This window comes from Brevundimonas sp. (assembly GCF_035561115.1).
Taxonomy (GTDB): domain Bacteria; phylum Pseudomonadota; class Alphaproteobacteria; order Caulobacterales; family Caulobacteraceae; genus Brevundimonas.
This window is the reverse complement of record NZ_DATMYH010000022.1, coordinates 1-13,458: the sequence shown is the minus strand read 5'-3', so window position 1 is coordinate 13,458 and position 13,458 is coordinate 1. Positions and strand designations below refer to the sequence as shown.

13 protein-coding genes are annotated in these 13,458 nt (G+C 69.0%); 6 read left to right on the top strand and 7 right to left on the bottom strand.

Annotation, left to right across the window (positions count from 1 at the left end):
- The first annotated feature begins 6 nt into the window (after positions 1 to 6).
- Genes VN378_RS03120 through VN378_RS03105 form a run of 4 tightly spaced genes read left to right on the top strand, consistent with a single transcriptional unit; the run spans position 7 to position 4,205 of the window.
- On the top strand, positions 7 to 525 hold the full coding sequence (locus tag VN378_RS03120) for a hypothetical protein (RefSeq protein ID WP_414642208.1): 519 nt from the start codon (positions 7 to 9) through the stop codon (positions 523 to 525).
- Positions 522 to 2,558 (top strand): penicillin-binding protein 2, encoded by a 2,037-nt coding sequence (gene mrdA / locus VN378_RS03115; protein ID WP_325740857.1) that lies wholly within the window; start codon positions 522 to 524, stop codon positions 2,556 to 2,558. The genes VN378_RS03120 and mrdA overlap by 4 nt, the downstream gene beginning before the upstream one ends.
- Positions 2,555 to 3,712, top strand: a complete 1,158-nt coding sequence (rodA, locus tag VN378_RS03110; RefSeq protein ID WP_325740855.1) for a rod shape-determining protein RodA — start codon at positions 2,555 to 2,557, stop codon at positions 3,710 to 3,712. The genes mrdA and rodA overlap by 4 nt, the downstream gene beginning before the upstream one ends.
- Before the next feature lie 28 nt (positions 3,713 to 3,740).
- On the top strand, positions 3,741 to 4,205 hold the full coding sequence (locus VN378_RS03105; RefSeq protein WP_325740853.1) for a DUF6173 family protein: 465 nt from the start codon (positions 3,741 to 3,743) through the stop codon (positions 4,203 to 4,205).
- 52 nt (positions 4,206 to 4,257) lie between these two features.
- Here VN378_RS03105 and pip read toward each other — a convergent pair whose 3' ends face one another.
- Both pip and VN378_RS03095 read right to left on the bottom strand, forming a co-directional pair.
- Complete coding sequence (pip, locus tag VN378_RS03100; RefSeq protein ID WP_325740851.1) at positions 4,258 to 5,232, bottom strand: prolyl aminopeptidase; 975 nt, start codon at positions 5,230 to 5,232, stop codon at positions 4,258 to 4,260.
- 28 nt (positions 5,233 to 5,260) lie between these two features.
- A complete protein-coding gene (locus VN378_RS03095; RefSeq protein WP_325740849.1) occupies positions 5,261 to 5,632 on the bottom strand; it encodes a DUF423 domain-containing protein in 372 nt (123 codons plus the stop codon).
- A 50-nt stretch (positions 5,633 to 5,682) separates the two neighbouring features.
- Here VN378_RS03095 and VN378_RS03090 point away from each other — a divergent pair, with 50 nt between their 5' ends.
- Positions 5,683 to 6,861 (top strand): MFS transporter, encoded by a 1,179-nt coding sequence (locus VN378_RS03090; protein WP_325740847.1) that lies wholly within the window; start codon positions 5,683 to 5,685, stop codon positions 6,859 to 6,861.
- Here the strand turns inward: VN378_RS03090 and VN378_RS03085 are convergent.
- The 3 genes from VN378_RS03085 to VN378_RS03075 all read right to left on the bottom strand — a co-directional run bounded on the left by VN378_RS03085 (position 6,825) and on the right by VN378_RS03075 (position 10,317).
- Positions 6,825 to 7,421 (bottom strand): hypothetical protein, encoded by a 597-nt coding sequence (locus VN378_RS03085; RefSeq protein WP_325740846.1) that lies wholly within the window; start codon positions 7,419 to 7,421, stop codon positions 6,825 to 6,827. The genes VN378_RS03090 and VN378_RS03085 overlap by 37 nt on opposite strands.
- A 78-nt stretch (positions 7,422 to 7,499) precedes the next feature.
- On the bottom strand, positions 7,500 to 9,998 hold the full coding sequence (locus tag VN378_RS03080) for a tipN (RefSeq protein ID WP_325740845.1): 2,499 nt from the start codon (positions 9,996 to 9,998) through the stop codon (positions 7,500 to 7,502).
- A gap of 130 nt (positions 9,999 to 10,128) precedes the next feature.
- Positions 10,129 to 10,317, bottom strand: a complete 189-nt coding sequence (locus VN378_RS03075; protein ID WP_325740843.1) for a hypothetical protein — start codon at positions 10,315 to 10,317, stop codon at positions 10,129 to 10,131.
- A gap of 188 nt (positions 10,318 to 10,505) precedes the next feature.
- Here VN378_RS03075 and VN378_RS03070 point away from each other — a divergent pair, with 188 nt between their 5' ends.
- On the top strand, positions 10,506 to 11,972 hold the full coding sequence (locus VN378_RS03070) for a phospholipase D-like domain-containing protein (protein ID WP_325740841.1): 1,467 nt from the start codon (positions 10,506 to 10,508) through the stop codon (positions 11,970 to 11,972).
- Here the strand turns inward: VN378_RS03070 and VN378_RS03065 are convergent.
- Positions 11,911 to 12,696, bottom strand: coding sequence for an endonuclease/exonuclease/phosphatase family protein (locus tag VN378_RS03065; RefSeq protein ID WP_325740839.1), 786 nt, complete (start codon positions 12,694 to 12,696; stop codon positions 11,911 to 11,913). The genes VN378_RS03070 and VN378_RS03065 overlap by 62 nt on opposite strands.
- Positions 12,697 to 12,781: 85 nt before the next feature.
- The coding region (locus VN378_RS03060) for a TPM domain-containing protein (protein ID WP_325740836.1) at positions 12,782 to 13,458 on the bottom strand (677 nt) is incomplete at its 5' end.

The window sequence follows — 13,458 nt, the reverse complement described above, 5'->3', positions numbered from 1 at the left end:
GACCGAATGAGACGCCCCGTCGCGGTCCGCGTCGTCGGGCCGATGCAGTGGATCGTCTATCCGGCCCTGATCACGGTCGCGGTCACCATCATTCTGGGCACGCCGGTCGAGGTCTTCGGCCTCAACCTGCCGGAGCCGGTCATTCCCATGGTGCTGGCCTTCGCCTGGCCGCTGATCCGCCCCTCGGTGGTGGCGCCGCTGGTCCTGACGGGCCTCGGCCTGGGGCTCGACATCTTCACCTATGGCCCGCTTGGCCTGTGGGCCCTGTCGCTGCTGGCCATCTATGCGGTGGTGCTGGCTTCGCGCAGCTTCCTGATCGGTCAGGACACCGCCGTGCTGTTCGTCTGGTACGCCGCCTGCTGCGGCCTGGCCTTCCTGCTCGTCTATCTGGTCCGGATGATCATCGACCACAACGCCGCCAGCCTGCTGGCCCTGATCGGCCAAGTGGTCCCGACCCTGCTGCTGTTCCCCTTCGCCAACCAGATGATCGAGCGGTTCGAAGACGGCGACGTGAGGTTCCGATGAGTTCGGAACCCTCCATCTTCTTCTCCGACGTCAATGAGCGGCAGGGCTCCTTCCTGCGGCGCACCTTCGTCTTCGGCGGGCTGACGACGATCGCGGGCCTGGCCCTGACCGGCCGTCTCGCCCAGCTGCAGGTGGTGCAGGCGGGCGAATACGCCACCCAGGCGGCCAACAACCAGTTCAACTTCCGCCTCGTGCCGCCGCCGCGCGGCCGCATCCTGGACCGGAACGGGGTCGTCATCGCCGGCAACCGCCCCAGCTTCCGCGTGCTGGTCGTGCGCGACGAGACCAAGGATCTGGACCAGACGCTCGATCTGCTGGGCCGCCTCCTGCCCGACACGATGGATCGGCGCCGGTCGATCATTCGCGACGTCAACGCCGCGCCCCGCTTCTCGCCGGTCCCGGTCAAGAGCGACCTGTCCTGGGAGGAGTTCGCCAAGGTCAACCTTTACGCCAACGAGCTGCCGGGCGTCATGGCCGACATGAACGAGGCCCGCTACTATCCGTTCGGCGGCGCCTTCGCCCACGTCATCGGCTATGTCGCCAAGCCCAACGACCGCGACATCAAGGCGATCGAGGACAAGGGCGAGAAGGTCCCCGAGATCCTCTACAACCCCGGCTTCCGCATCGGCCGCCAGGGCGTCGAAAAGTCGTTCGACTCCGATCTGCGCGGCGAGGCCGGCGGCAACCGGGTCGAGGTCGACGCGCGGGGCAGGGTGGTAGCCGAGGACATCGGCGGCTCACGTCCGCCCGTGCCGGGCAAGGACGTGGTCCTGACCCTCGACGCCGACGTGCAGAACCGGGCGCTGGAGGTCTTCGGCGACGAGAGCGGTGCCTGCGTCGTGATGGACGTGCGCAACGGCGACATCCTGTGCATGACCTCGGCGCCCTCGTTCGATCCCAACCTGTTCGTCGGCGGCGTGCCGACCCGCATCTATCGCGCCCTCGCCGACTACGAACGCAAGCCGCTCCTCGACAAGTCGATCAACGGCACCTTCCCGCCCGGGTCGACGTTCAAGCCGGCGACGGCGCTGGCGCTGCTGGCGGCGGGGGTCGATCCGAACCAGCGGATCACCTGCGGCGGTTCGTGGCGGACCGGCAACCGCACCCAGCGGTGCTGGGGGGTGCATGGCTCCCAGGACATGCACAATGCGATCAAGAACTCCTGCGACGTCTATTTCTACGCCATGTGCAACCGTGCGGGGGTCGACGGCATCCGCGAAGCGGCGCTGAAGCTGGGCTTCGAAACCTCGTTCGACATCGGCGTCCAGAACCAGCGCAAGGGGATGCTGCCGTCCAGGGAATGGAAGCGGCGGACCTTCCCGAACGATCCGGTCTGGCACCCCGGCGAGACGACGTCGGTGGCGATCGGCCAGGGGGCGGTGACGGTCAACGCCCTTCAGCTGGCGGTCTACACCTCACGCCTCGCCAATGGAAAGAAGGCGATCCTGCCCCGCCTGATCAAGTCGGTCGGAGGCGTGGAGCGGCCCAGCGGCGCGGCCGTGCCGGACCTGGATTTCCCGCCGGAACATCTGGAGATCGTCCGCCAGGGCATGATCGCGGTGGCCAACGACACCTCGGGCACCGCCTATCGCCAGAGCCAGCTGGGCCTCGGCGACATCCAGATGGCGGGCAAGACGGGTACGGCCCAGTCGCGCGACTATGGCTCGGGGTCGCGCAAGTCCGACGTCTGGGCGCTGAAAGACCATAACCTGTTCATCGCCTTCGCTCCGCTGGACGCCCCCCGGTACGCCGTGGCGGTCATCATCGAACATGGCGGCCGGGGCGGCGGCACGGCGGGGGCGCCGCGCGCGCGCGAGGTCATGCGCACCGTGCTGCTGAAAGACCCCGAGATGCGCGAACGGATCACCCGGCCCTTGCCGCCCGAGCCGACCGGCCCGCAGATCGACGAAGGGGCCATCGGCGCGGCGCCGGACCCGGACGTCGCCGCGCCCGCGGCGGCCCCCGCCGCGCCGCGCGCCGCTCCCGCCACGACCGCCGGTCCGCGCCCCTATCTGCCCGAGGGCCCGCAATGACCGCCTCCGCCCTGACGCGTCCCGGTGAGCGCGATCGCCTCTCGACCAAGATCAGCGAGCTGGACTGGCGCCTGATCGGCCTGCTGTGCCTGGTCGCCCTGGTCGGCGCCGCCATGCTCTATTCGATCGCGGGGGGAAATTGGCAGCCCTGGGCCGCCAAGCATGTGATCCGGTTCGCGGCGCTGCTGACGGTCATGCTGGGTCTGGCGATGGTGCACCCCAAATGGTGGTTCCGCGCCGCCTATCCGCTGTACGGCGTGCTGCTCGTCCTCGTCCTGATGATCGAATTCACCCCGCTCGGCTACACGGCGGGCGGAGCGAAGAACTGGTTGAACCTGGGCTTCATGCGCATCCAGCCGGCCGAGTTCATCAAGATCGGTCTCGTCCTGGCGCTGGCCCGCTGGTACCACAACCATACGGCCCAGGAGGCGCGCTGGTCGTGGAAGCTGCTGATCCCCGCCGGCATGATCGGCGTCCCGTTCCTGCTGGTGGCCAAACAGCCCGACCTGGGGTCCGCCATGGTCATCGGCCTGACGGGCGCCGTGGTCATGTTCGTGGCCGGCCTCAGCTGGCGCGTCATCGCCGCCGGAGCGGCGGCGGCCGTCGCGGTCATTCCGCCCTTCGTCATGTTCGGCATGCACGACTACCAGCGTAATCGCGTGCTGACCTTCCTCAGCCCGGAATCCGACCCTTCGGGGACGGGTTACAACATCATCCAGTCCAAGATCGCGCTCGGATCGGGCGGGTTGCTGGGCAAGGGTTATGGCCTTGGCAGCCAGAGCCAGCTGGAGTTCCTGCCCGAACGGCACACGGACTTCATCTTCTCCACCGTGGCTGAGGAATTCGGCTTCGTCGGTTCCTTCACGGTGCTGGCCTGCTATGTCGCCATCATCCTGATCGCCCTGCGCATCGCCTCCCTGGCGCACAGCCATTTCGGCCGCATCGCCGCCGCCGGAATGACGGCCTTCTTCGCCCTGTTCGTCCTTATCAACGGCGCCATGGTCATGGGCATGGCTCCCGTGGTCGGCGTGCCGATGCCGCTCCTGTCCTACGGGGGGTCGTCGATGATGACGGTGATGATCGGCTTCGGCCTGGTTCTGTCCACCCGGGTCCACCGCTACGTCGAACTGCCCAAGGGCCACGGGCTGTTCTGATCCGGCGCTCGTGCGTTAAGGTCGGATGATGACCAAGCCCAAAGCCGCCGCCGCGATCGCGCCACCCGTCTTCGTGCCCGACTGGGGCGACAAACCCTGCCCCGAACCGGTTCTTCCGGCCGCCTCGCCGGAGCGGACCGCCGCCCTGATGGATGGCGTTCGCATGCGCGAGAATCCGGCTGAATGGGCCTTCGTGCGTCTGTCCAAACTGATCGAGGATTTCGAGAAGGGCCTCGACAAGGATGAGGAAGTCGGCGCCCGCATCGTCGGCCTGCCCGGCGACGGCACCATGTCGATCGAGGACGTCGGCTTCTGGGGCCCCGACTTCATCATGTTCCTGGGCAAGAACGCCGACGGCAAGCCGGTGCGCCTGATCCAGCACTACGGCCAGATCAACGTCCTGCTCGACGTCCGCAACAGACCCGAGGAGCGTGAAGCCCGCCGGATCGGCTTCCAGCTGGCGGAAATGGTGCAGAAGACCAACCCGAAATAGGGAAGGGGAGCCATTCCTCTCCCGTCAGGGAGAGGTTTGAATACTTTGAAAACTACAGCCCCGCCGCCCAGTCCGTGGCCCGCACCAAGCTGTCGATGATGCCCGGCTCGGTCGAGGCGTGGCCGGCGTCCTTGACGATGTCCAGCTTCGCCTCGGGCCAGGCCCGGTGCAGGGCCCAGGCGCTGGCGATCGGCGTCACCACATCGAACCGGCCCTGGGCGATCCAGCAGGGGATGTGTCTGATCCGGCTGATGTTCTCCAGCAGCCAGCCCTCCTCGGGGAAGAAACCGCCGTTCATGAAGTACCAGCATTCGATGCGCGCGAAGGCGACGGCGAACTCCGGTTCGGCGAACTTGTCGGGTCGCGCGTCCGGACCCTCGACGCTGACGGTCTCGCCCTCCCAGCTGGACCAGGCGATGGCGCAACGCTCGCGCTCGGCCTTGTCGTCGCCGGTCAGCCGTTTGTAATAGGCGCCCATCAGATCGTGCCGCTCATCCTCGGGGATCGGAGCCGTGAACCGCTCCCAGGCGTCGGGGAAGATGTTGGAGGCCCCGTCCTGATAGAACCAGTGCAGTTCAGGCTTGGTCAGCAGGAAGATGCCGCGCAGCAGCAGGGCCTCGGCCCGCTCGGGGTGGGTGATGGCGTAGGCCATCGACAGGGTCGAACCCCAGCTGCCGCCGAACACGACCCATTTGTCGATCCCCAGCAACTCGCGCAGGCGTTCGATGTCGTCGATCAGCGTCCAGGTCGTGTTCTCTTCCAGCGATGCATTGGGCCGGCTCCGGCCGCAGCCGCGCTGGTCGAACAGGACGATCCGGTATTTCGCCGGATCGAAATAGCGCCGCATCCCGGGATTGACCGCGCCGCCGGGCCCGCCGTGCAGTACGACGACCGGCAGGCCCTGGGGATTGCCGCATTCCTCATAATAGATCTCGTGCACCCCGCCGGTCGGCATATAGCCGGTGGCGTAGGGCTCGATCTCGGGGAACAGGTCACGGCGGGACGTTTCGGGCACAGGGAAAGCCATACGGTAATCGGGTCTCTGTTCGCGCCGGTCAGGCGGTGACGGTTTGTGACCGCAATGCGGTAACGGCGAGTAAAAGCCAAGCTGCGATCATCAGAACCCCGCCGATCGGGGCGACTGCTCCCATGACGGACAGGCTCAGAAGGGCGACAGCGGACAGGGCGAGGCAGAAGACCAGTCCGCCTGCCGCCGCCAGCCAGCCGGCGATGACGACGGGACGCGGAGCGGCCGGCCAGACGGCGCAGACCAGGGCCAGCACCGCATGAACCATCTGATAGTGACCGCCCGTCGTCAGCAGCGTCTTCACCTGCGGCCCGGCCCCATGGGCGGCGAACGCGCCGATGGCCACGGCCAGCGCTCCGTTCAGGGCGGCGAAGACCGCCAGACTACGCGTCACTTTCATGACCGGAACGCTAGCCGACAGAGTCCCGCGAGTCTGCTATTGCGCGCGCCATGACCCCCGCCCGGCGCCTGGCTTTGCAGTATGTGTTGCTCTTCGGCGCCACCGGGGTCAGCCTTCCGTTTGCAGGACTGTGGTTAAGCTCGCGGGGGTTGAGCGGGGCGCAGATCGGAACCCTGCTGGCGGTCCCCATGCTGGCCCGAATCATCACTGGCCCGCTCCTGGCGGTCTGGGCCGACGGCTTCAAATTGCGACGCACCCCCATCGCCCTGCTGGCCGTGGTCATGACGCTCGGCTATGGCGCGGCCGGACTGGTGGACGGCTATGTCGCCTGGGTGGTCTGCTGGTTCGTCGGCGCCACCGCCATGGGCGTTCTGGTTCCGCTCACCGATGTCCTGAACCTGCGGATGGCCGCCCGGCTGGGCTTCACCTTCGCCGTGCCGCGCGCCTTCGGCTCCGCGGCTTTCGTCGCCGCCAATATGATCATGGGCGTCCTGCTGCTCACCGTATCCGCCGATGCGATCATCGTCTGGCTCGTGGCGGCTTCCCTGGGTCTGGCCGTGGTCGCGGTCCTGGCCCTTCCGGCCGAGCCCGTCGCCGACGGGGAGCCCCTGCGCGGCCGCGAACGATTCCGCGGCCTGGGCCGGCTGGTGAAGGACCCGGTCTTCGTGACCGCCATCTTTTCGATCGGCGCGGTCCAGGCGGCCCACGCCTACCAGTACGGCTTCTCCGCCATCCTGTGGAAGGCGGAGGGCATCAGCGAGGCGGTCACCGGCCAGCTCTGGGCCTTCGGCGTCGTGGCCGAGATCGCCCTGATGTGGCTGTTCGAACCCTGGCGCCGCCGCGCGGGCATCGGCCCCTGGAGCATGCTGGTGGCCGGTGCGGCCGCAGCCGTCCTGCGCTGGGGCGCCATGGCCTTTGCGCCTCCGTTGTGGATGTTGTGGCCGCTGCAGGCGCTGCACGCCCTGACCTTCGCCGCCACCTTTCTGGCCGGGATTCAGATCGTCGAACGGCTGGCGCCGCGCGACAGCCAGACGGCGGGGCAGATGCTCAGCTCGGTCCTGTCGGCCGGCGTTCTGATCGGTCTGGCCACGGCCGCGTCAGGCGCCCTGTACGATCGGTTCGGCGCCGGCGGTTACTGGGCGATGGCGGCGATGGCCGCCGCCGGCCTCCTGGCGGCCGTGCCGCTCAGACGTCAGCTGGCCCGTGAGCGGGGCAGCGGCGACAGATGACGCGCCATCGCCTCGGCCGCGGCCTTCACCGCGCGCTGCACCTCGGCGTCGGGCTGGTTCTCCGGCGCGCGCAACAGACCGACGGCAGGCGTGTCCAGTCCCTCGGGCAGTCCCGAGAGCACCCGGTACAGCAGGTAGCTGCCGGCATCGTCCTCGGCTTCGGAACTGGTCTCGACCGGCAGTCCCGCCTCGTTCAGCGCGCGAACGATGTCCGCCGCCGGCGCTGTGGCCCTCGCCACGGCGGGACCGACGCTCGTCAGCCGCCGCACGCCGTCCAGGGATCGGTTCTCGGCCCGGATCTGCAGCCTGAAGGCGGTGCTGCGGCGGGTCCGGCCGACCAGCAGCAGGGCCCGGCAGCGCTGATCTGCGAGATGGGCGGCCAGTGTCCCCGCCAGGGCGTCGGGCTCGCCGCCCGGAACGGCGACCGTGCGCGCGCCGGCGGGACTCCAGGGCAGGCCGGACAGATCCTCGACCGGATCCCAGCCCGTCTCGTCGGCGTCCCAGGCGCAGATCACGATCGCGGGTCGGTGATCGGGCGGCGTCTCGGCTAGGTCGGGCATGGAGCCTGCTTACGCGTGACAGATGTGTGACGGTGTCGCCTTCTGACGGCGTCCGTCAAGCCGGAAACAGTCTAAACGTCAGGCAAGATCGCCGATGGCTGCGTCCAGCAGCATATAGGCCCGGCCGCCGTCGGAGGTCAGGCGCGCCTGAATGCCCGCCCCGTCGCCTGCGCCGGCGCGCGTCGTCAGGTCTCGCGCGACGGCCCGGACATAGGCTTCGGCGTCCGTCCGCAAGTCCGGGTCAGTCAGAACCCGGCGTGAAACGCTGCGCACGGCGGCGGGGGCCACGCGGCGGACGATCTGGCGCGCCCGATCGGGGTCGCGCTCGGCGACGGCCTGGGCGGCTTCCTCGATCCGGGATCGGGGCAGAAGGGCGTTGGGATCGACGCCCATGCGCCGGATCGCGGCGGTGACGCGCTCTTCCAGCCCCGCGATGTCGGCGACCGGCATGACGGGAGTATCCAGATCCAGCGGCGCCTCGCCCGGGCCGTCGTCGACCAGGTCGCTCCAGCCCAGACGGTCCTCCGTGGCCGGCGGCGTCGAACCCGGCATCGGCTCCAGCTTCAGCCGTCCCCGCAGGCCGAAACCGCGCGGTTCCTCGGTCCGGGCGGGACGATCGCGGGCGGTGTCGGACTCGGCGGGGGGCGAAACCGGCGCGGGCTCGCGGCGGCGGATGGCCGGCGTGTCGCCCGACACGACGCCCATGAGCCGGACGGCCTCGGTCAGCATGTCGTAGTTGCGGCGCACCCGCTCCTGGAAGCCGGAATCCAGCGCCTCGGTGTCGGCGGCGGCCTTCTGCGAGGCGGCGGACAGGGCCGTCAGGCCTTCCTCGACCGATGTCCGGACCGCGTCGACCCGCTTCTGCGCCTCTTCCGGCAGGCGCGCGGCGCGCTCGTCCAGATCGCCAATGGTCTCGTCGATCTGGACGAGGGCGGCGTTCATGCGCTCGAGGGTGGATTCCAGCCGTTCGAGCGCGCGTTCGCCGGCTTCGTCGACCAGCCCGCCCGTCTCCACCACGATCTTCCGCGCGCTGTCCACCCGGGCGTCAGCGGCCTGATCGGCCTTCTGCGCTGCCTCGAACAGGGTCTCGCCCAGCCGATCCGCGCGCATTCTGGCCTGTTCGGCCGCATCCGCGGCGGCGGCGCGGGATTCCTCCGCCGTGGCCTGTAGCGCCGACAGGGCCAGCCGGGTCTCCTCAACCAGGGCGTCGCGGGCTTCGGCGGCGAGGGCCTCGAAGCGGTCCAGCGCCAGTTTGGTGGCCGCATCGAACCCGTCGGCCTCCCGCTGGGACATTTCGACCAGGGCGCGGAATTGATCGGTCGCGGCCTCGACCAGGTCCTTGATGGTTTCGGCCGTGCGGGCCGAGGTCTCGCCCAGCTCGCCCGCGGCCGTGCGGCTGGCTGACAGCTGTTCCGTCAGCTGGGCCCGCTGGCTTTCCACCTGGGCGGAGAAGTCTTCCTGGTCCGTCCGCAGGGCGTAGGCCGCGGTGACCAGGGCTGCGCGCTGCTGGCCGAGGCCTTCCTCGACCGACTGGATCTGTTCGGCGACGCCGGAACCGGCGTTCTCGAGCCTGAGGGTTTGACGCGCCAGATCGTCGGCGGCGACGCGGGCCGCGTCCTGCGCTTCCCCGGCGGCGGCGGCCAGATCAGCGGCGCGCGCGGCCAACGCCGCCTCGGCTTCGCGCAGCTGGGTCTGGGCCAGGTCGGAAGCGTCGACCACCATGCGCGACTGACGTTCGACGGCGTCAATCACGCTTGAGGCCTGGGCGTCCAGTTGAGTCCCCAGCGCCGCCATCTGGGTGCGTTCGCCGCCCAACTGTTCGGCCAGCCGGCGCGCCGTGCGGCCGGCGACCTCGGCGGCCTCGTTGAGGCGGGTGGTTTCCTGCGACAGGGCCTCACGCAGCAGGGCCATGTCGTTGCGGGCCCGCTCTGCGGCGAGGGACGCCTGGTCAATGTCATTGCGCAGGGACTGCAGGACCTCGCCGGTTTGCTGGGCCGCCAGCGCGGTCGGCGCGACCAGGGCCTCGGACAGTTCGCGGGCGCGGCGGGTTTCGGCGGCCAGGCCGGCGCCCTGGCGGACGGCGTGGGCCAGCATGATCGCCATGCCGGCCGGGGCCAGGGCGATCAGCGCATAGACCGCCAGTCGCAAAGGCTCCAGCCCCACCGCGCCTGAGCCGAATTCGTACATGAACCAGGCCGCGACGCCCCCGATCCACAAGGCGGAGGCGACACCGGCGACCAGATAGGCGTGACGGCCCGACGGCGCGGCGGGCTCCCGACGGCGAACCGGCGCCGGCGTGGGCGCAGGATCGTAGGCGATCGGCGGCGCGTCAGCGGACACGGCCAGTTCAGCTCCCACCTCTGTGGGCCAGGGGTCCGTGCGGGCCGCCTCGGCGGCGGCGCGCTCCTCGGCGCGGCGCTGTTCCTCGGCCAGCCGGCGTCTGCGGCGCTCGGACATCGGACGGTCAGCGGCCGGCTCGGCGAGCGGCGGGGCTGCTTCGGGCGAAGAGTCCACGACGCCCGCCTCCGTTTCCGGATCGGTCAGGTTCAGCGCGGGCCGTTGACGGGGTGGTTTCATGATGCGGCGATCTCGTCACGGAGCGGCGTCGGCGACCGACGCGCGATAGGACGTTACGACCCTAACGAGTCAATCGCGGCGCGCAAAGGCGACGGCAAACGAATCCCGCGACAAGTGTTCACGTCGCGGATCAGCAGTCCTGTTTGCGCTCGGAGGAGGCGGCGATGATCGCCGCCGGGGCTCCGCCGCCGCAGTCGCGGACCCGGTGAATTTCACGCTCGGGCTTTTGCGGCGTGTCGAGATCGAGACCGAACTGCGAAAGAGCCGCCGCGGCCAGAAGGGCGACGAACCCCGCGATAAACTCGATCAGCGCCTGCATCGCCGATCTCCCTGTCCCGACTGCGATCTTCTTATGCGCCCAAAACCGCGTTCGGACAATCCGGGCCACATGAACAAAGCGTCACCATTGACCCCCGGCGCCCGCCCGTGGAACGGAAAGGGTCGGTGCGCGTCCTGTAAAGCTTGAGGCGTCCGGCGCCCGCCACGCAAATGGGCCATACCTGCGCCATGAACGACTTTCGCGCCGACCCCAGCCAGAGCCTGCTGAACCCCGGCCGCAATTGCTGGCGGGTGGAGACGGCCGACCGCTTCGCCGTGCTGATGGAGAATGCGGCCTATTTCGAGGCCCTGCGTTCGGCGGTGGCCAAGGCTCGCCGCTCCATCGTCATCCTTGGATGGCAATTCGACCCGCGCACCCGGCTGGATCCCGAGAGCGCCCACAACGACCACCAGGCCCAGATCGGGCACCAGCTGCGCATGCTGGTGAAGTCCAACCCCGACCTGGACGTCCGGCTTCTGATCTGGAAGTCGCCGCTCTTGATCGCCGCGTCGCAGGGCTTTTATCCGCACAGGGCGCAAGCTTGGTTCCGCAAGCGGATGGTCGAGTTCCGGCTCGACCAGCCGGGCCCTGTCGGAGCCTGCCATCACCAGAAGGTGGTCATCATCGACGACGCCGTGGCCTTCTGCGGCGGCGGAGACATCTCGACCGACCGCTGGGATTCGGAAGGGCATCTGGACGGAGACCCGCGACGCTGCCAGCCGTCGGGAGAAATCCCGTCACCGCGCCATGAGGTCATGGCGGTGATGGACGGCGCCGCCGCACGGGCCTTGGGGGATCTGGCGCGCGAGCGCTGGTTCCGATCCACCTGGGAGCGGACGGTGGCCGACAACGTCGACAGCGACCCCTGGCCCGACGGCGTCGAGCCCGACATGCGCGATGTGCCGGTGGCCATCGCGCGCACCGAGCCGGCCACGGGCGGACGGGCCGAGGTGCGCGAGAACGAGGCGCTGCACCTGGATGCGATCCGCAGCGCCAGGAAACTGATCTATTTCGAGAACCAGTATTTCACCTCGCCCGTCATCGCGGAGGCGCTGGCCGAACGGCTGGCGGAGGAAGAGGGCCCGGAGATCATCCTGGTCTCGACCGGCAGCAGTCCCAGCTGGTTCGATCGCATCACCATGGATACGGCCCGATCGGAAGTCCTGTTCCGACTCGAGCAGGCGGACCGCCACAACCGCTTCTTCGCCTTCACACCGTACACCACGGAAGGCGAGCGGATCATCGTCCACGCCAAGGTGTCGATCTATGACGACGCCGTCCTGCGCGTAGGCTCAACCAATCTGAACAACCGTTCCTTCGGTTTCGACACGGAATGCGATGTCGTGGCTGAGCCCCGAGATCAGGCGGGGCGCGACGCCATCCGCGCCTTTCGTCACCGGACGATCGGGCACTGGATCGGCATCCAGGGACCGGAATTCGGGGCGGCGGAGGCGGCGGTGGGCTCGGTCGGCCAGGCCATCCAGCGGTTCGACACTGGCCGAATGCATACCCTGGGCGCCGAGCCCCCGTCGCGCGCGGAACGGATCATCGCCGAGTTCCAGCTGGGCGATCCGACCTCGACCCGCGACGCCTTCAGGCCGTGGAAGCGCCGGACCCGGTCGCACCGGACCCTGCCGGCGCCGGGGCCGGCCTGATCGAAAAATCGATGATCAGCGGCAGGTGGTCGGACGCCATCCGGGCCAGCGGCGAGAACGGCGCCTTGACGCCGGTGACCACGACCTCTGGACTGGTGAAGCAATGATCGATGCGGATGGCGGGAAAGCTGGACGGAAAGGTCTTGACCGAGGGCCGCAGACCCAGGCTGCGCTGGCAGTCCGCAAGTTTCGAGGCCAGCGCCTGATAGGGGCGGGTGACGGAGGTGGCGTTGAAATCACCGGTCAGGAGGGTAGGGCCTGTGCAGTCCGGGTGGCTCAGCCAGTCTGCGCCGATCAGGGCGGCGGCCTGAAGTCTTTGCTCGCGCGGGACCAGCCCCAGATGGGTGTTGATGACGTTCAGGGTCGCGCCGTCGATATCGATCGCCGCCCACAGCGCGCCGCGGGGCTCGAGGCCGGGCACTCCGCGAATGGTCGGCAGCGGACCTGACTTCACCAGCCGTTCGGGACGCGCGGTCAGGATTGCATCGCCGTACTGCTCGGCCTCGACGCGCATGGCGGCGTGAAAATGGAAGGTCATGGCCAGCTGGTCGGCGATGGACTGGGCCTGATCGACGAAACCCGTTCGCCTCCGACCGACATCCAGTTCCTGCAGGCAGACGATGTCGGGCTCATGCTCGGCGATGACGCCCGCGATCCGACCCACGTCAAGCTTGCGGTCAACGCCGACGCAACGGTGCACATTGTAGGTCAGCAGGCGAGGCATGGGGTCAGGAGCGGGTCCAGCGGGGGCTATGGCGGGCCAGCCAATACCACGGGGAATGCGACACCATAGCGGCGGCGCAGCGAGGTCAGATTACAACCAGCTTGTCCTTGATCTCGTTCGGATTGAGCGGTCTGGGCGGGAAATGCTCGGCCAGCACGGCGCCGCACAGGTCGATGGCGTCGATGAAGCCTCCGGCGGGGTCGCCGCGTCGCAGGCCCCTGGCCAGAACCTCGACGGCGTCCGCCCAGACGGTCTGGTCGACCTTGCTGTGGATGGCCTCATCGGCGACCACCTCGACCTGATGGTCCCCGAGGGCGGCGAAGATCAGGACGCCGGTGCGGGCTTCGGTGACGTGCAGGCCGTGCGCGAGGAACTGCTGCAGCGCCGCCTTGCGCACGCGCGCCCGCCGGATGCTGCGCGGCGTGACGATCCGTGAAACCGCAGGAATGGAAGTCAGCAGAAAGACCAAAAGGAAGACGACGGCCTGGATGAGGGCGTAGGCGCCCAGCGCCTGGCCCACGATCACGTCGCTGGCGGCCAGGTGCGCCGCCTCCCAGCCACTGCCCAGGCCCGGCACCCAGGCCGGCTCGAAGCCGAACGGGATCACGCCGAGCGGCAGGATCAGGGCCGCCGCCGCCGCCCAGCCCAAGGAGATGTCGCGGTAGGAAGAGACGCGTCGCGCCATGACGCAGAAGATTTCGCCCGAGGTGCGGGCTTCCGCCGCGCGGATCGCTTCGGCAACGCGATCGTGCACGTCAGGGG